We start from the raw sequence: 18,391 nt of genomic DNA, 5'->3' as shown, positions 1-18,391 counted from the left end.
AATAATGATTTTAATTTCGATAATTTTGGCACTTATTATAGAGCGACTTGCCGCGAAAGAAGATGCATGGCAATTGAGCACCTATATAAAGCATTACATTAGCGTGAGTGAATCAAATAGCTTATTTAAAGGTATCTATAAAAGGCGCGCTGATTTTTTCGTTTGGTTGCTGCTTCCTGTTTTATTACTTTTTGCTGTAAGCGAAACATTTGATTTTGTGCTTCTTGAACTGGCAATTAATGTGGTTGTGCTTTTAGTGTGCTTTGGCTGTGCTTACTTACGTGCTAAATATAAAGGCTATTTAAATGCGTTACAAAGGCAAGACACAGAAGCAGCTACCTTATATGCAATGCAATTAGGCCAAAAACGTACTGAGCAACAAGGCGGTGAAACTTTAGGGCAAACAATTGCGTGGATTAATTTCCGTTATTACGGCGCGGTGATATTTTGGTTTGTGGTATTCGGTGTGTGTGGTGCACTTGCTTATTCATTAATTCGAAGCTTTGCTGATATAACACGAAATGAATCAGATTCGGCTTTTAAAGCTCACAAAAAAATTCTGCATAAAACACTTTACTGGTTAGATTGGATGCCAGCACGAATCGTAAGTTTTGGCTACTTGATTATTGGTAACTTTTCACAAGGTACATCCACCTACCTTAAATACGTATTTAACTTTTCGGTGCCCAATAGACGTGTAATAGGTGATATTGCTCTTGCCGCAGAGCGCGTAGAAAAAGAGTTTATTGGCTGTAGTTTTGAAGCGAAATGTATGGTGCGCCTTGTTAAACGAAATATGCTTTTGATGCTAGCTGCGATAGCAATTTTGACCTTGCTTGGTTCGGTTGGTTAAAAAAGAATTGAGATTTCAGAGTTTAGGTTTCAGAATTTTTGCTGAACCCTGAACCCTGAACCCTGAACCCTGAACCCTGAACCCTGAACCCTGAACCCTGAACCCTGAACCCTGAACCCTGAACCCTGAACCTTATTTTCATCTGGTCTGACCATTTTACTTTTTTATTCTTTTACCCTTTCTTCTGGTAAATTTTGTCTACCTTTATATTTGTTTTGCCATTAATACGATGGCCAGTAACGCTTTTTACCTTACATTAACAATTAAAAACTTAGTCAAAATTGTGGCTTTGAATAGTTATGCCATTAATCTTGATAATTTTGACTATTCACCGTATTTCTGATAATTTAATCGCTAATTTTGGTATGACCAATTTACCTTTCGCAAATTTAACACTATATTTGTTTGATTAGGAACAGGAAAACAGAAGGTTACCTTATAAGCCTATGTCATTTAAGATAAAAGCAGCTAAGCTGTCGGATGTTATTTTAGAGCAACTTGAGAATATGATTCTTGAGGGCTCGCTTGCGCCTGGTCAAAAGCTACCGCCTGAACGCGAATTAGCAAAGCAATTCGAAGTCTCTCGTCCTTCTTTACGTGAAGCAATTCAAAAGCTTGAAGCAAGGGGCTTAGTTACCCGTCGTCAAGGCGGTGGTACTTATGTAAAAAATCAGCTCGAAGGTGGCATGACAGATCCGCTCTTTGATTTGATTTCGAAACACCCTGAATCACAATTTGATCTGCTTGAGTTTCGTCATGCTTTAGAAGGGATTGCTGCATACTATGCGGCACTGCGCGGAACAGACACAGATTTTGAATATATTTCTAAATGTTTTGATGCCATTGCAACAGCAGATGATATTGAAACACAAGCTAAAATGATCAATGCCTTTCATTTTGCCGTAGCAGAGGCATCACATAACGTGGTGTTATTGCATTTGATCCGCGGTATGAAATCATTACTTGAGCAAAATATTCAGCAGAATTTAATGGTGTTAGTGCAAAAATCAGATGTTAAAACGCAGCTGGCAGAACACCGAAAAGCCTTATTTGATGCTGTGATTACAGGTGAACCAGATAAAGCACGTGATGCAAGTAATGCTCACTTGGCCTTTATTGAAGAAGCTTTATTGCAAGCGGGTAAAGAGCACTCTCGTATTGAGCGCAGTTTACGCCGTTCGCAAAAAAATTAAACGATTTGAAACATAACTCGATTTATCTGTTAGGGATAAATTTGAATTTAAACATAAGGAACACTCCATATGTCTGAAGTCAATAAAATTGACGTTGACGCGTTAGAAACCCAAGAGTGGTTGCAAGCGCTTGAGTCAGTAGTAAAAGAAGAAGGCGTTGAACGCGCACAATTTTTACTTGAACAAGTTCTAGAGCAAGCTCGTCTTGATGGCGTAGATATGCCAACTGGTATCACAACTAACTATGTGAATACTATCCCTGCAGATCAAGAACCTGCATACCCAGGTGACACTACAATTGAACGTCGTATTCGTTCAATCGTGCGCTGGAATGCAATCATGATCGTATTACGTGCATCTAAAAAAGACCTAGAGTTAGGCGGCCACATGGCGTCTTACCAGTCTTCAGCTGCATTCTACGAAATGTGTTTTAACCACTTCTTCCGTGCACCAAACGAGAAAGACGGTGGTGATTTAGTTTATTACCAAGGTCACATCTCACCGGGTATCTACGCACGTGCTTTCTTAGAAGGTCGTCTAACAGAAGCGCAGCTTGATAACTTCCGTCAAGAAGTTGATGGCAACGGTATTTCTTCATACCCGCACCCTAAATTAATGCCTGAATTCTGGCAGTTCCCAACGGTATCTATGGGTCTTGGCCCAATCGCGTCAATCTATCAAGCGCGTTTCCTTAAATACTTAGAAGGTCGTGGTCTTAAAGAGACGAACGAGCAGCGCGTATACGCGTTCTTAGGTGACGGTGAGATGGATGAGCCAGAATCACGTGGTGCCATTTCTTTCGCTGCGCGTGAGAAGCTAGATAACTTATGTTACCTAATCAACTGTAACCTACAGCGCCTAGATGGCCCTGTAATGGGTAACGGTAAGATCATTCAAGAGCTTGAAGGTCTATTTAAAGGTGCTGGCTGGAACGTTATCAAAGTAGTTTGGGGTTCTGGTTGGGATCTACTACTTGCGAAAGACACCACTGGTAAGCTGTTACAGCTTATGAACGAAACAATCGACGGTGACTATCAGACTTACAAGTCAAAAGATGGTGCATACGTACGTGAACATTTCTTCGGTCGTTACCCAGAAACAGCAGCATTAGTTGCTGATATGACTGACGAAGAGATCTTCGCACTTAAGCGTGGTGGTCATGAACCTTCAAAACTGTTCGCAGCATTTAAAGCAGCGCAAGAAACGAAAGGTCGTCCAACAGTTATCCTAGCTAAGACTGTTAAAGGTTACGGCATGGGTGAAGCGGCTGAAGGTAAAAACATCGCGCACCAAGTTAAGAAAATGGACATGACGCACGTTGCCCACCTGCGTTCACGTCTTGGTCTTGAAGACTTGGTATCTGACGAGCAATTAGTTGAGCTTCCTTATCTGAAACTTGAAGAAGGTTCAGCTGAGTACGAATACTTACATGCGCGTCGTAAAGCATTACACGGTTACACGCCACAGCGTTTACCTAACTTCACGCAAGCCCTTGAACTGCCAACACTTGAACAGTTCCAGCCGCTACTTGAAGAGCAAAAACGTGATATCTCAACAACAATGGGTTATGTACGTGCGCTAAATATCTTATTAAAAGATAAAGGCGTAGGTAAAAACATCGTTCCTATTATTGCTGACGAAGCGCGTACCTTTGGTATGGAAGGTTTATTCCGTCAAATCGGTATTTACAACCCACATGGCCAAAACTACACGCCTCAAGACCGTGACATCGTTTCTTACTATAAAGAAGCAACATCAGGTCAGGTATTACAAGAAGGTATCAACGAGTTAGGTGCAATGTCTTCATGGGTTGCTGCTGCAACGTCATACTCAACGAATGACCTGCCGATGATCCCATTCTACATCTACTACTCTATGTTTGGTTTCCAACGTGTTGGCGATATGGCATGGATGGCAGGTGACCAACAGGCACGTGGTTTCTTACTAGGTGCAACGGCTGGTCGTACAACGCTTAACGGTGAAGGTCTACAGCACGAAGACGGTCACTCGCACATTCAAGCGGGTACTATTCCTAACTGTATTTCTTACGACCCAACATTCGTATTTGAAGTAGCGGTTATCTTACAAGATGGTATTCGCCGTATGTACGGTCCTGAGCAAGAGAATGTGTTCTACTACCTAACGCTAATGAACGAAAACTACGCTCAACCTGCAATGCCTGAAGGTGCAGAAGAAGGTATTCGTAAGGGTATCTACAAGCTTGAAGAAAATGCAGGCGACAAAGCACACGTTCAGCTAATGGGTTCAGGTACTATCTTAAACGAAGTACGTAAAGCAGGTCAGATCTTAAGCGAAGAGTATGGCATTGGTTCAGATGTATTCTCGGTAACTTCATTCAATGAGCTTGCGCGTGACGGTCAAGATGTTGAACGTTTCAACATGCTTAACCCAACATCAGAGCAAAAAGTACCGTACATCACATCTGTACTAGGTGATTCGCCAGCGATTGCGGCAACTGACTACATGAAGAACTACGCTGATCAAGTACGTGCATTTATGCCAAGCGCATCTTACAAAGTACTTGGTACGGATGGTTACGGTCGTTCAGACAGCCGTGAAAACTTACGTCGTCACTTCGAAGTGAACGCAGGTTACGTTGTTGTAGCTGCGTTAACTGAACTTGTTAAGCAAGGCAAAGTTGACGCAACAGTTGTGGCTGACGCTATCAAGAAATTTGATATCGACGCAACCAAAACTAACCCACTATACGCATAAGAGGCAGATAGAATGGCAATCGAAATTCATGTTCCAGACATTGGTGCAGATGAGGTTGAAGTAACTGAGATCCTAGTTAAAGTAGGTGACACAGTTGAAGTTGATCAATCTCTTATTTCAGTTGAAGGTGATAAAGCTTCAATGGAAGTGCCAGCTGCACAAGCGGGTACAGTAAAAGAAATTAAAGTAGCTGAAGGCGACAAAGTTGCAACTGGCTCTTTAATTATGATTTTTGATGCTGCGGGTGATGCACCTGCAGAGGCCGAGCCTGAAGCATCAACAGCCCCAGCGGCTGCGCCTGCTCCAGCAGCGGCATCTGAATTAGTTGAAGTTCACGTACCAGATATTGGTGGTGACGAGGTTGAAGTTACTGAAATCTTAGTTGCAGTAGGCGACGTGGTTGAAACTGACCAATCAATCTTAAACGTAGAAGGCGATAAGGCTTCTATGGAAGTACCAGCGCCATTTGCAGGTACGGTTAGAGAAATTAAGGTTGCGGTTGGCGGCAAAGTGTCAACGGGCTCGCTAGTATTCGTATTTGAGACAGGTGCATCAGCACCTGCAGCACCAGTTGCAGCGGCGCCTGCTCCAGCAGCACCAGCTGCGGCAGAACTTAAAGAAGTTCACGTACCTGACATTGGCGGCGACGAAGTTGAAGTCACTGAGATTATGGTTGCAGTAGGCGATGTGGTTGAAGCTGACCAATCAATCTTAAACGTAGAAGGCGACAAGGCTTCTATGGAAGTACCAGCACCATTTGCAGGTACGGTTAAAGAAATTAAGGTTGCAGTTGGCGGTAAAGTATCGACTGGCTCACTGGTATTTGTATTTGAAACGCAAGGCTCTGCATCTGCTGCAGCTCCTGTAGCGGCAGCACCTGCACAAGCGGCTCCGGCAGCACCTGCGGCAAAATCAGCGCCAGCAACGGCACCTGCAGCATCAGCACAAAAAGATGAGTTTGTAGCGAACGACCAATACGCACACGCGTCACCTGTTGTTCGTCGTCTAGCACGTGAGTTTGGTGTAAACCTAGCACGCGTTAAAGGTACGGGTCGTAAGAATCGTGTACTTAAAGAAGACGTACAAAACTATGTGAAAGAGTTAGTGAAGCAAGTTGAATCAGGTCAACTATCTAAAAGTGGCAACACCGGTGGTGGCGAGCTAAACCTAATTCCTTGGCCGAAAGTAGACTTCAGCAAGTTTGGTGAAGTTGAAGAGAAGAAACTTTCTCGTATTCAAAAGCTTTCTGGTGCAAACCTTCACCGTAACTGGGTACAGATCCCACACGTTACACAGTTTGACGAAGCAGACATCACCACGCTAGAAGCATTCCGTAAAGAGCAGAATGTACTGGCTGAAAAGAAGAAAATGGGTGTGAAGATCACTCCATTAGTATTCGTAATGAAAGCAGCGGCTAAAGCACTAGAAGAGTTCCCAACGTTTAACTCATCACTGTCTGAAGATGGCGAAAGCTTAATTCTTAAGAAGTATGTAAACATTGGTATCGCGGTTGACACGCCAAATGGTCTAGTTGTTCCTGTTGTACGTGACGTGAACAAAAAAGGCATCATTGAGCTTTCACGCGAATTGATGGAAATCTCTGCTAAAGCACGTGATGGCAAGTTAACTGCATCAGATATGCAGGGCGGTTGTTTCACTATTTCTAGCCTGGGTGGCATCGGTGGTACTGCGTTTACGCCTATCGTAAATGCACCAGAAGTTGCTATTTTAGGTGTATCTAAGTCAGACATGAAGCCGAAGTGGAATGGTAAAGAATTTGAGCCGCGCTTAATGGTGCCGCTAAGCTGTTCATACGACCACCGTGTAATTGACGGTGCGTTAGCAGCACGCTTTACTGCAACACTTGCAGCTTACCTGAGCGACATTCGCCAGTTAGTAATGTAAAAATTGCAGCGAACTTAAACGCATAACTTCGGTTATGCGTTTTGTTTATAGCAAATAGTATTAATTGAACGAAATCTCTTGAAAATTGCACGACATATGTAAACGGCAATGCTAGAATTTCGCGCAATATTAATTTATCTGCCCAAAGTCTTGTTAATTGAGATAAATAGGCAGGAGTTTGGGTGATACAATTCTCGTATTATCCCGTTCGAATAACAGTTAAGGTAATAACATGAGCAACGAAATCAAAACTCAAGTTGTTGTACTAGGCGGTGGTCCTGGTGGTTACTCTGCAGCATTCCGTGCTGCTGATTTAGGTTTAGATGTAACATTAATCGAATCACGCAATACTTTAGGTGGTGTGTGCTTAAACGTAGGTTGTATTCCTTCAAAAGCACTTTTACACGTAGCTAAAGTTATTGATGACGCAGCTGAAATGGCGTCTCACGGTGTTACTTTCGGTGCTCCTCAAATCGACCTAGACAAAATCCGTTCATGGAAAGAGTCTGTAATTGGTCAACTTACTGGCGGCCTAGACGGTATGGCGAAAATGCGTAAAGTTAACGTAGTTAACGGTTACGGCAAATTCACAGGCTCTAACACAATTGCTGTTGAAGGCGAAAACGGTACTACTACTGTTACTTTTGACAACGCAATTATTGCTGCAGGCTCTCAGCCAGTTAACTTACCTTTCATCCCAGAAGATGATCGTGTAATTGACTCAACAGGCGCGCTTGAACTTAAAGATGTTCCTGAAAAGTTATTAGTACTTGGTGGTGGTATCATCGGTCTTGAGATGGGTACTGTTTACCGTGCACTAGGTTCACAAATCGACGTTGTTGAATTTGCTGACCAACTAGTACCAGCAGCTGATAAAGACGTTATCAAGATTTACCAAAAGTACGTTAAGAACAAGTTCAACGTCATGCTTTCTACGAAAGTGGTTGCTGTTGAAGCGAAAGAAGACGGTCTATACGTTTCATTTGAAGGTAAAAACGCACCAGCTGAAGCTGTTCGTTACGACAAAGTACTTGTTGCTGTTGGCCGTACACCGAACGGTAAACTACTTGACGCTGAAAAAGCAGGCGTTGCAGTTGATGAGCGTGGCTTTATCAACACTGACAAGCAAATGAAGACAAACGTAAACCACATCTTCGCGATTGGTGATATCGTTGGTCAACCAATGCTTGCACACAAAGCTGTTCACGAAGCACACGTTGCTGCTGAAGTTATCTCTGGTAAGAAGCATTACTTCGATCCTAAGTGTATTCCTTCAATCGCATACACAGATCCAGAAATCGCATGGGTTGGTGTAACTGAGAAAGAAGCAAAAGAGCAAGGCCTTAACATTGAAACTGCGGTATTCCCGTGGGCTGCATCTGGCCGTGCAATCGCTTCAGCACGTACTGAAGGTTCAACTAAACTTATCTTCGATAAAGACTCAGGTCGCGTTATCGGTGGTGCAATGGTTGGTATCAACGCAGGTGAAATGCTTGGTGAAATCGGCCTAGCGGTTGAAATGGGCGCAGATGGTGAAGACCTAGCGTTAACAATTCACGCTCACCCAACACTGAACGAGTCAATCGGTCTTGCTGCTGAAATTTTCGAAGGTTCAATCACTGACCTTCCAAACAAAAAAGCAGTTAAAAAGAAGTAATCTAATTCTTCTTTAGAAAAACCCAGCCACTGTGCTGGGTTTTTTATTGTCTATAATTAACTAAAAGCGCTTAATTCGGGTATTAGTATGCGAGGCATATCTGGTTTATCGTTACTACTTTTTTGTTCTGTAGCGCATGGGGATGAAATTGATTTATATGATTTAAGTATCGATGAGCTATTAGTTGTTAAAGTTACATCCGCAACAAAAACTGAAACACCTCTCTATTTGGCTCCAGGCACTGTTAATGTGTTTAACCAGCAAGACATCAGCGCATTAGCTGTACCAACAATTGCTGAGCTAGCTGATATTTCACCTAGTTATTCTACTTATAGTTTATATGGCGAGCGAATACTCACTACGCGCGGGCAAAAAGCAGGAAGTTTTGAAAATAATAAGCACTTAATGCTATTGGATGGCATTGAGATTAATCATGCTAGAGCAAATAAGGCGCCTATAGAATATGAGCTGCCACTTTTCTTTGTTGACCAAGTTGAAATGCTCACAGGGCCTGCATCCTCATTATACGGAGATGGTGCGTTTTACGGTGTTGTATCGCTAGTCTCTAAGCCCAAAAGTAACTCAGTAGATGTGCTGTTACGCCATGATAGCCAAGATGGCGTTTTAGCAGGGTTTCAGGCAGCAACAGATTCCAAATTAGGGCAATCAAGTATCACCGTTAGTCGCTCTCATAAAGAATCGTCAGAACAATATGTCGGGCCTAACTTTTCTGAATTACAGCGTTATTATGATGAGCAATCAGCCAGTATGGTTTATTTTCGTCATCAGGTGAATGATGAAAAAATTGGAAAATTACGTTATGCATTCATAAGGTTAGCAAGAGATTCTGGTTTAGGCGAACATTGGCAAAATGATTATTCTGTTCCTGAGAACCAAATTAAATGGCGCACTCAAGTCAACTACTTACAATGGGTACTGCCAATTAATGAGCAATTAAATCTGGACCTGAATTATAGTGAAAATAAATCGCTGGAATCTGGTTTGGCTGTCAATCTCAGTCGAGCACAAAAAATTGCGGGCAGTTCAGATACATTTGATCAGTATCATGTTGATGTTAAATCAAAAAAGGTGGAGTTAAATCTTAATTGGCAAATCAATAATAGTGATAACTTAATTGTTGGAGTTAACTCGGATTGGCGAGTTGATAGAGGTGGCTATTTTGCCTCAAATATCGCCCTTTCAAATGTAGATGAGAGTGCATTTAAGAAAGCGCGAGAAGCCTCCGATGATGTAAAACTCTTAAGTTATTTAGCGCAGTATCAATTTACGCTTAAAGCACTGAAAAACAATTATTTTACACTGGGTGGGCGATACGACAGTGGCGAATACAAAGAAGATAGCTTTGCGGTGTTTTCACCACGGGCAAGTTGGGTGTGGTCTATTTCTGAGCGATTAACAAGCAAACTACTCTACAACACGGCATTGCGTGCGCCGGGACTAAAAGAGTATTTATTAAATGATGAGACCCGTAGCTTTGTAGCAGCGCAAGCATTCGATGTTGAGGGGGTGCTATCAGAGATTTCAGCAAGTTTATCTCCCGAAGAATTTAGCTCAATTGAGCTTGCTCTCAATTATCAGCAAGATACATGGCAAGTAGGTGCGAACCTATTTTCAAACTTAACTGAGAAAGCGTTAGACGGGAAGCCAGTTGAATATCAAAATACTGAGGGGGAGATAGTTAGGCGGAATTTATTTAGTAATCGTTCCGATGAGTTAAGAGTAAATGGTGTGGAGTTGAATTTTTCCTATCATCTATTTGAAAACGTCTTACTTTCAGCGTACGCGACTCAATTATTTTCTTCAGATACGCCGCAGGAAATAATTCAGGATTTACCAAAAAGGACATGGCAAATTAATGCAAATTGGTCTTTGGGTGTATTTAATTCTGTAATTATTTATCGTAACCAGTCGGATTATGAACACAGTGAATTCAACAACGCACAATTAGATTATGCATTAAAGGCGCAGTTAAGCAGTGATAGTTCTATCACATTTAAGGCGACTAATTTACTTGATGAAGAAACATTTTATCCTGTGTCGGGGGTAGCTAAAATACCTATGATGCAAAGATCTTTTTCTGTGAATTTCAATTTTAACTTTTAACTAGAGTTTAATTGAAATTGCCTATAGACTGCCGCTTTTTATTTTCAATGGTATTGGTTTGAATAACTCCGTTTTAGCTTTAAGACAGAAACAAATTGCCGCAGCGAAGCGTGAATATAAGGCGCGTGGTTCAAAATTATCGCGTTGTGAGCATTGTTTGTTATCTGAAACCTTATGTATTTGCCATGGTATTGAAAAGGCAAATTGCGATGCAGCTGTTTGTTTGTTGATGTATCACAATGAGAGTTTCAAGCCATCAAATACCGGCCGTTTAATTGCGGATATTGTGCCAGAAAACTATGCGTTTCGCTGGGATAGAACCGAACCGGACGATGCACTTTTAAGTTTATTACAAAGTGATATTTACCAGCCTTTTATTGTTTTTCCTGAAGAAAATATGCCTGCCGAGCGGGTTGTAAAACAGGTTGAACGAGTCGCAGGCAAAAAGCCATTATTTGTTTTTCTTGATGGTACTTGGCGTGAAGCCAAGAAAATGATCCGAAAGAGTCCTTATCTTGACGGTTTCCCAATATTATCTATAAGCCCTGAAAAGCTTTCAGAATATCATTTGCGTGTTGCTGCCTTTGAACATCAACTTGGTACTGCTGAGGTTGCAATAATGGTGTTAGAGCTTGCAGGTGAGCTTGATGCATCACAAAAACTAGAGCGTCATTTTATAGATTTTAGAAATGCGTATTTAAAAGGTAAGCGCAGTAAATTAGTGCCGTAATAACACGATTAAAACTTGCGTGATAAACTTGGGCCATTGCAGAACCTAGCATGTTATTTTGCTGATTTTAGAAATGAGTAATTTCTTAAAAGGGAAGTGAGTTAAGTAATGCCTTAAATTAGCAACATCAGCTTGTTGAGTTTTTGTGAGATAAATTTTAGGCAAATAAAAAGCGCAGCTTGAAGCTGCGCCTTAACGGAATCTTTTTAGCATCCTGCTATGCAAATATGCGTTGTTTGTATAATTGCAATCCTTGATATCCTTATTTTGACGTGACTCGTCAATGAGCTAATTCCTTGCTCAGTCCATCAATCCAAATTACAGTCCTGTAAGAAAATCCTTTTAAGGTTCACATCCTGTAAACCATCAATTCCCTTGGCATCCTAGCCCAAATTCCATCTAGTAAATCCTACCAGCTCCTGCCGCTTACTAATCCTAAGTAAGGTCAATTCAGTCCATTTCCTTTTGACAGTGTTAATTTTAGAGAATTCGTTGTTGAAGAAAACTAGATAAATCACTTAAGGAATTTGTTTTATTACTGAAATACACTGAATTTAGAGGTTTAATCTATATAAAACAAACGCTTGGTGTTTTTGTGTGGGGTGGTGCAGAGATGTTTTTGAGAAAAGGATGAGAGTTCTGTGAGATATATCTCACGAAAAAATTAGGCGATGTCGTTTTTGGTATTTTGTTTTAGTTAATTGACCTAATTTTAAATCAGCTCAATTTATTACTGTACATTCAACATCAGATAGATACAATTCAAGTGATAATACTTCTTATTTATGGTTCTTCAATATGAAAAAAGCAATCGCATTACTCGCGTTACTTGCAGCTGGTGAAGTTGCAGCAAAAGATGTTGTTAATATTTACTCGTATCGTCAGGGTTTTTTAATTGAGCCGATACTACAAGAGTTCACAAAACAAACCGGTATTGAAACCAAAGTTGTATTTGCCAAAAAAGGCTTAATTGAAAAGCTTAAAAAAGAGGGTAAGTACACTAAAGCTGATATGGTCCTTACATCTAACTTTAGTGCGTTACTGCAATTAGAAGATGAAGGCTTAGTGCAACCAATTGAAAGTAACGTTGTTGAAAAGAATGTTCCAGCACAATTTAGAGATGATGAAGGCAGCTGGGTTGCGTTAACTAAACGTGTTCGCAATGTTTACTCGTCTAAAGACCGTGTGGGCAAGCTGGACTCTCTAACATACGAAGACTTAGCAAAACCAGAATACAAAGGCAAAATCTGCATGCGCTCAGGTAAGCACCCTTATAACTTAGGGCTGGTAGCTTCTATGATCGCTCACCACGGCGAAGCCGAGGCGCGTGAATGGCTAAAAGGGTTAAAAGCTAACTTAGCACGTAAGCCACAAGGTAATGACCGCGCACAAGTAAAAGCCGTTAAAGAAGGTCTTTGTGATATTGCACTAGGTAACAGCTACTATTTTGGCAAAATGCTGAATGACCCAAAACAGGTGCCATGGGCTGAATCTGTATACATTAACTTCCCGAATCAGACGAATCGCGGTTCACATATTAACGTTTCTGGTGCGGTTTTAACCAAACACGGTAAAAACACGGCTAACGCGTTAAAATTAATCGAATTTATGACTGACAATAAAGCTCAGAATATGTATGCTTCTGTGAATATGGAATATCCGGTAAAACCGGATGTTGAAGTTTCTGAGTTAGTGGCGTCTTGGGGCAAATTTAAGGAAGATGCGCTGCCATTAACAAAGGTAAGTGAATACCGTCCATTGGCATTGAAGCTGATCGACGAGGTAAAATTTGATCTTTAATGCGCTTTAACTTCTCACTGTCTAAATGGCAGTTAATTGCTTATGCGACAGGCTTTTGCCTGTCGCTTCCGTTATTGTTCCTGATTTTTGAATCGTTTCAACCTGATACCGAGGTATTTGAGCATTTAAAACAGACCGTTTTGTGGGACTATACCTACAATACCGTGGTGCTTATTTTTGGCGTTTGTCTGCTCAGTAGCATAATTGCACTGCCGCTTGCGTGGCTTTGTGCCTATAGTGATTTTCCGGGTAAAAAGCATTTCGAATGGGCGCTGATGTTGCCACTAGCTATGCCTACCTACATTATTGCCTACGTTTATACTGATTTATTTGATTATGCAGGCCCTGTGCAATCATGGCTGCGTGCGGTATTTGGCTGGCAATCACCAGACGATTATTGGTTTTTCGATATTCGCACACTGGGCGGTGCAATGGTGATGATTGCGTTGGTGTTATACCCATATCTCTTTCTAATCTTTAAAACCGCGTTAAAAGAACAATCATATAAACTTGTGCAAGCTAGCCAGGTGATGGGTTATTCGCCCGTAAAGAGCTTTTTTAAGGTGTCTATACCGCTTGGTCGAGGGGCTATAGCGGCTGCGCTCGCTTTAATCAGTATGGAAACTATGGCTGATTTTGCGACCGTTAATTATTTTGCTGTAAGCACCCTCACAACAGCCGTTTACGATACTTGGCTTGGTTACTACTCATTAACCGCTGCGGCTAAAATTTCTGGCATAATGTTACTGTTTTTATTTGTTGTAATTGGCGTAGAAAAGTTTAGTCGTCGTAATCAAGCTGTCTTTGAGCGTTCTGCAAGTGAAAATACTGGGCCATTATATTACCTTTCAGGCACATCGGCTTGGGCTGCAACACTTTATTGTTGTTTAGTTTTATTTGCTGGATTTTTGTTACCTATCTTAATTCTCGCTAATTATGCTGTGAGTTACTTTAGCCAAGCATGGAATAGTGATGCATTTTTGTATGCATGGCAAAGCCTTAAAATAGCGCTAATTGTCAGTGTAATTTGCGTTGCCTTAAGTGTACTTATTAATTTTTATCAGCGCATTTCAAATTCTCGTTGGGCAGTATTCCCAGGTAAAATTTCGAGTACAGGCTATGCATTACCCGGCACAGTACTTGCCATTGCCGTGTTGTTACCGCTTACTGTGTTTGATGAAAAATTAAATATATTTGCTGAGTCAACGGGGTGGTTTGAAGAGCCAGGTTTAATTTTCAGTGGTACGCTGTTTGCGCTCATGTTTGCCTATGTTGTGCGTTTTTACGCAATCTCACAAGGTGCAATAGAATCGAGTTATGCGCGCATTTCGCCATCGCTTGATATGGCGAGCCACTCGATGGGGGTCAGTGAAGGAAAAACATTAAGACTTGTACACTTACCGCTGCTTAAACGAGGGATGTTAACTGCGGGCTTAATCGTATTTATCGAATGCATGAAAGAGTTGCCAGCGGCACTGTTACTTCGCCCATTTGACTTTGAAACACTGGCAACTTACGTCTATCAATATGTCAGTGACGAACAATTAGAGTTGGCCTCAGTGTCGGCATTATTTATTGTTTTAGTTGGGTTAATCCCTTTATATTTAGTTAATAACACAATGGAAACCAAAGCGTCTCATGAGTAATTTGTCGATTAACAATTTGGAATATAGCTACAATGGCAAACCTATTTTGAAGGATTTGTCATTGCAGGTGAAAGACAATGAAATTGTGTGCTTACTGGGTGCTAGTGGTTGCGGTAAAACAACCACACTTAAAGCTATTGCTGGGCTTTTAAAACCTAGCAAAGGGGATATTTCAATTGCACAAGTTGCGGTTAATGCTGAAGGGCTGTATGTGCCTCCACAAAAGCGCAATATTGGTATGATGTTTCAAGATTATGCGCTGTTTCCGCACTTAACTGTTGAGCAAAATATTGCCTTTGGCCTTCATCAAGAAAGTGCTGCCGTTCGAAAAGAACGTGTTAAAGAGATGCTTTCGTTAATTAAACTGGATGAATTTGCAGAGCGTTACCCGCATCAACTATCTGGTGGTCAGCAGCAGCGCGTTGCGATTGCCCGCGCTCTTGCATACAAGCCAAGTTTGTTATTACTCGATGAGCCATTTTCAAATATTGACCATCAAGTTCGCTTTCAATTAATTGATGATATTCGCCGTATCATTAAAGATCAGCAAGTCTCTGCTATTTTCGTTACCCATTCCAAAGAAGAAGCCTTCGCTTTTGCTGATAAATTAGCAATTATGGAAGAAGGTAAAATTGCTCAATTAGGCACGCCAGAGGCACTTTATCGAAAACCTGCAACCAAAGGCGTAGCGGCCTTCTTAAGTGCAGGTATTTTTATTGACGCTGATGCACAGTCGGGCACGGAGTTTAATACCAATTTCGGTACTATTAATTCACTGGAGCCTGTGATGAACGGGCAGGGGCCTGTTTCAGGTAAAGGCTGTATTTATTTAAAACCTCAGTACCTATCTCTTAGTGCCGATGACCAAGGGCAGGGCGAATTTGTTGCTAGCCGTTTTGTAGGCAATCGCTACTTGTGCCGTGTGAAATTAGATCAGCAAGAGCTTGAGGTACCGTGTGCGGAACATCAAAGTTATCAGCCTGGTCAACGATTAGCTATTGATGTTAAGCCACATTTAGTTAATTATTTCGCCTATACTAATAAAAATTAAAATAGGAAGCTAAGTATGCCACAAGCGCAATCAGGAGTTTGTGCTGAAGCTAACTTGCATGGTGTTCATCTGTTTTTAAATGTATTAGATGGGCAAGAACTCAGTATTTCAGGCAAACTCGCACGTATTCTTGATATTCAAGAACGCTTTGATCATGAGTTTTCTGAAGCACTTGTTTCATGTGTTGTAGCAATAGGCTCGCAATTTTGGCCGCATATTTACCCGAGTAAAATGCCTAAAACGCTCGCTGGCTTTCCCCAATTTGAACACCTTGAACACGCCACGCCATCAAGGCCGATTGATTTAATGATCCAAATTCGTGCTGACCGCCTTGATGTAGTGCATCTATTTGTAATGGAAGTGATTGAGCTACTCAGTGGCGATATTGAACTGATTGAGCAAGTTAAGTGTTTTCATTACTTAGATGGTCGTGACTTAAATGGTTTTATTTATGGTATTGCTAATCCCCATGGCCGTAAAAAACAAACCGTGGCGCTGGTAGGTGATGAAGATTTAGCGTTTGCTGCAGGAAGTTATATTCATGTGCAGCGTTATCGATACGATTTAAAAGCGTGGCAAGAAATTTCTAAAGCAGAGCAAGAAGTGGTAATGGGACGTACTGCAAGTGCTAATCAAAAGGTGAGTTGTGCCCCTGAAAACAGCCACAGTGAACGTACAGAGCTTTATGACGAGCATGGCAATGCGCTGTTTTTAAATCAAGGTATGCCGTTTGCTGATATTAACCAGCAAGGGTTTTTATTTATTAGTTGCGCTAATAACGGTTACGCCTTTCAAACGCTATTAAAGCATCGATTAGGCTACATTGATGATAATGGTCCTGATATGTGGCTGGAGTTTGCTAAAAGTGATTTTGGCGCGGCGTTTTTTGCACCTTCGGTGAATATGTTAAGAGAGTTAGCGCGGTAGGTATAACAAAGTGGGGTTTGAGAGTTTTGTTTTACAAAACTCTCTTAATTGACTGTTATACCGTTTCAAATAAGTTTTTAACTTTCTCAAGCGTAACGTCAATTTCTGATATTTTCGCTGGTGCGATAAAAATAGTGTCATCACCTGCAATAGTGCCAAGTACGCCGTCTGCTTTACCGAGTGAATCAAGTAAACGGGCAATAAGCTGCGCCGCACCTGGGCTGGTACGAATGATGATCATCATTTCATTATGCATAATATCGATTACCAGTTGGCGTAGAGGGCTTTTCGCGGTTGGTACGCCCATTTCAGCAGGTAAACAATACACCATCTCTTGCTTAGCATTACGAGTGCGCACAGCTCCAAATTTGCTCAACATGCGAGACACTTTACTCTGACTAATATTGTCAAAACCCATGTCTTTTAAGGCATCAACAATTTCACCTTGTGAACCAAAATTTTCTTCTTTTAAAAGGGCTTTGAACGCTTTAACCAGCGCTTCTTGTTTGTCTTGTATTTGCATGTGAACGGGCTGTTTAACCAATTGATGGACGTTATGCTAAATTCTACACAAGTTAAGGTGAATTGCATTAATAAAATCGTAATCTTAATTTAATTAGGGTTGAATAAATCTCAAGAAAAACCGGATTTTTTTAATTGATAGCGTTGTCAACTAATCGGGCCGTATAAAGTTTACAACTATGGTCGCTATTTATATAAAAAATGGCTGTTTTATTTGTTTTTATGCGCACTTTTCATTATCTTTATGGCACTTTTTTAAATACCTACCTCTAATCACGGAGAATTCACATGAAAGTTGCAGTTTTAGGCGCAGCTGGTGGTATCGGCCAGGCCCTTTCTTTATTACTTAAAACACAATTACCAGCTGGTTCTGAACTATCGTTATACGATGTTGCACCAGTTGTTCCAGGTGTTGCTGTTGACCTATCACATATCCCAACTGCAGTTAAAGTTGAAGGTTTTGGTAAAGACGATTTAGACGCAGCGTTAGTTGATGCTGATATCGTAATCATTCCAGCGGGTATGCCTCGTAAGCCAGGTATGGACCGTGCTGACTTATTCAATGTTAATGCAAGCATTATTAAAACTCTTGCTGAAGGCATTGTTAAAAACTGTCCTAAGGCGCTTGTAGGTGTTATCACTAACCCTGTAAACGGCACTGTACCAATCGTTGCTGAAGTATTCAAAAAAGCAGGTACTTACGAAGCTAACCGTGTATTCGGTGTAACGACACTAGACGTTATCCGTTCAGAAGCGTTCATTGCTGAACTTAAAGGCGTAGACGTTGCAACAGTTAAAGTGCCAGTAATCGGTGGCCACTCAGGTACAACTATTCTTCCACTTCTTTCACAAGTTGAAGGTGTTGAGTTTACAGCAGAAGAAGTTGAAGCACTTACTCCACGTATTCAAAACGCAGGTACTGAAGTTGTTAACGCAAAAGCGGGTGGCGGTTCAGCAACACTTTCAATGGGTGCAGCAGCTGCACGTTTCACTCAGTCTTTAGTTAAAGGCTTACAAGGTGAAGAAGGTGTTATCGATTACGCATACGTTGCTGTTGAAGGGGGTGATGCTGCTTACTTCGCACACCCAGTACGTTTAGGTAAAAACGGTGTTGAAGAAATTCTTTCTTACGGTGAGCTTAGCGCATTCGAAGAGAAAGCGAAGAACGACATGCTTGAAACGCTTAACAAAGACATTCAAGAAGGTATCGACTTCATCAACGGTTAATCGCGTTGAGAAAAGATTAA

At 41.3% G+C, this 18,391-nt stretch carries 13 protein-coding genes; 12 read left to right on the top strand and 1 reads right to left on the bottom strand.

What is annotated here, in order from left to right; genetic code table 11:
- Positions 1 to 4: 4 nt before the first annotated feature.
- The 11 genes from ampE to AAEU29_RS15565 all read left to right on the top strand — a co-directional run bounded on the left by ampE (position 5) and on the right by AAEU29_RS15565 (position 16,622).
- Positions 5 to 853: a beta-lactamase regulator AmpE gene (ampE, locus tag AAEU29_RS15615; RefSeq protein ID WP_421974184.1), complete on the top strand. Its 849-nt coding sequence runs from the start codon at positions 5 to 7 to the stop codon at positions 851 to 853.
- Between the two features lie 446 nt (positions 854 to 1,299).
- Positions 1,300 to 2,046 (top strand): pyruvate dehydrogenase complex transcriptional repressor PdhR, encoded by a 747-nt coding sequence (gene pdhR / locus AAEU29_RS15610; RefSeq protein ID WP_274761587.1) that lies wholly within the window; start codon positions 1,300 to 1,302, stop codon positions 2,044 to 2,046.
- A 69-nt stretch (positions 2,047 to 2,115) separates the two neighbouring features.
- Entirely contained in the window at positions 2,116 to 4,782 is a 2,667-nt protein-coding gene (gene aceE, locus AAEU29_RS15605) for a pyruvate dehydrogenase (acetyl-transferring), homodimeric type (protein ID WP_421974183.1), read from the top strand.
- Positions 4,783 to 4,794: 12 nt separating this feature from the next.
- Complete coding sequence (gene aceF, locus AAEU29_RS15600; RefSeq protein WP_421974182.1) at positions 4,795 to 6,687, top strand: pyruvate dehydrogenase complex dihydrolipoyllysine-residue acetyltransferase; 1,893 nt, start codon at positions 4,795 to 4,797, stop codon at positions 6,685 to 6,687.
- Between the two features lie 232 nt (positions 6,688 to 6,919).
- Positions 6,920 to 8,344: a dihydrolipoyl dehydrogenase gene (gene lpdA / locus AAEU29_RS15595; RefSeq protein WP_237129875.1), complete on the top strand. Its 1,425-nt coding sequence runs from the start codon at positions 6,920 to 6,922 to the stop codon at positions 8,342 to 8,344.
- An 87-nt stretch (positions 8,345 to 8,431) separates the two neighbouring features.
- Positions 8,432 to 10,468: a TonB-dependent receptor plug domain-containing protein gene (locus tag AAEU29_RS15590; protein WP_421974181.1), complete on the top strand. Its 2,037-nt coding sequence runs from the start codon at positions 8,432 to 8,434 to the stop codon at positions 10,466 to 10,468.
- A gap of 58 nt (positions 10,469 to 10,526) precedes the next feature.
- Positions 10,527 to 11,198, top strand: coding sequence for a tRNA-uridine aminocarboxypropyltransferase (locus AAEU29_RS15585; RefSeq protein ID WP_421974180.1), 672 nt, complete (start codon positions 10,527 to 10,529; stop codon positions 11,196 to 11,198).
- Between the two features lie 798 nt (positions 11,199 to 11,996).
- Complete coding sequence (locus AAEU29_RS15580; RefSeq protein WP_421974179.1) at positions 11,997 to 12,998, top strand: Fe(3+) ABC transporter substrate-binding protein; 1,002 nt, start codon at positions 11,997 to 11,999, stop codon at positions 12,996 to 12,998.
- On the top strand, positions 12,998 to 14,644 hold the full coding sequence (locus AAEU29_RS15575) for an ABC transporter permease (RefSeq protein ID WP_421974178.1): 1,647 nt from the start codon (positions 12,998 to 13,000) through the stop codon (positions 14,642 to 14,644). Before AAEU29_RS15580 ends, AAEU29_RS15575 begins: the two co-directional genes overlap by 1 nt.
- Positions 14,637 to 15,695 carry an ABC transporter ATP-binding protein gene (locus AAEU29_RS15570; RefSeq protein WP_421974177.1) on the top strand — a complete coding sequence of 353 codons (1,059 nt, stop codon included), beginning with the start codon at positions 14,637 to 14,639 and terminating at the stop codon, positions 15,693 to 15,695. Before AAEU29_RS15575 ends, AAEU29_RS15570 begins: the two co-directional genes overlap by 8 nt.
- Positions 15,696 to 15,710: 15 nt before the next feature.
- Positions 15,711 to 16,622, top strand: coding sequence for a Dyp-type peroxidase (locus tag AAEU29_RS15565; protein WP_421974176.1), 912 nt, complete (start codon positions 15,711 to 15,713; stop codon positions 16,620 to 16,622).
- Between the two features lie 55 nt (positions 16,623 to 16,677).
- On the opposite strand, the gene argR is transcribed toward AAEU29_RS15565, so the two are convergent.
- Entirely contained in the window at positions 16,678 to 17,145 is a 468-nt protein-coding gene (gene argR, locus AAEU29_RS15560) for a transcriptional regulator ArgR (protein ID WP_274761597.1), read from the bottom strand.
- A 287-nt stretch (positions 17,146 to 17,432) separates the two neighbouring features.
- Between argR and mdh the strand changes: the two genes are divergently transcribed.
- Positions 17,433 to 18,371 (top strand): malate dehydrogenase, encoded by a 939-nt coding sequence (gene mdh / locus AAEU29_RS15555; RefSeq protein WP_421974175.1) that lies wholly within the window; start codon positions 17,433 to 17,435, stop codon positions 18,369 to 18,371.
- Positions 18,372 to 18,391 lie beyond the last annotated feature (20 nt).

It is taken from the genome of Pseudoalteromonas aquimarina, from assembly GCF_049257255.1.
Taxonomy (GTDB): domain Bacteria; phylum Pseudomonadota; class Gammaproteobacteria; order Enterobacterales; family Alteromonadaceae; genus Pseudoalteromonas.
This window is presented reverse-complemented; position numbering and strand designations above follow the sequence as displayed.

Coding starts and splice junctions, on each gene's coding strand:
- argR (WP_274761597.1), bottom strand. CDS start 17,145: ATGCAAATACAAGACAAACAAGAAGCGCTGGTTAAAGCGTTCAAAGCC.
- aceE (WP_421974183.1), top strand. CDS start 2,116: ATGTCTGAAGTCAATAAAATTGACGTTGACGCGTTAGAAACCCAAGAG.
- AAEU29_RS15570 (WP_421974177.1), top strand. CDS start 14,637: ATGAGTAATTTGTCGATTAACAATTTGGAATATAGCTACAATGGCAAA.
- AAEU29_RS15575 (WP_421974178.1), top strand. CDS start 12,998: ATGCGCTTTAACTTCTCACTGTCTAAATGGCAGTTAATTGCTTATGCG.
- ampE (WP_421974184.1), top strand. CDS start 5: ATGATTTTAATTTCGATAATTTTGGCACTTATTATAGAGCGACTTGCC.
- mdh (WP_421974175.1), top strand. CDS start 17,433: ATGAAAGTTGCAGTTTTAGGCGCAGCTGGTGGTATCGGCCAGGCCCTT.
- AAEU29_RS15580 (WP_421974179.1), top strand. CDS start 11,997: ATGAAAAAAGCAATCGCATTACTCGCGTTACTTGCAGCTGGTGAAGTT.
- AAEU29_RS15590 (WP_421974181.1), top strand. CDS start 8,432: ATGCGAGGCATATCTGGTTTATCGTTACTACTTTTTTGTTCTGTAGCG.
- pdhR (WP_274761587.1), top strand. CDS start 1,300: ATGTCATTTAAGATAAAAGCAGCTAAGCTGTCGGATGTTATTTTAGAG.
- aceF (WP_421974182.1), top strand. CDS start 4,795: ATGGCAATCGAAATTCATGTTCCAGACATTGGTGCAGATGAGGTTGAA.
- AAEU29_RS15565 (WP_421974176.1), top strand. CDS start 15,711: ATGCCACAAGCGCAATCAGGAGTTTGTGCTGAAGCTAACTTGCATGGT.
- lpdA (WP_237129875.1), top strand. CDS start 6,920: ATGAGCAACGAAATCAAAACTCAAGTTGTTGTACTAGGCGGTGGTCCT.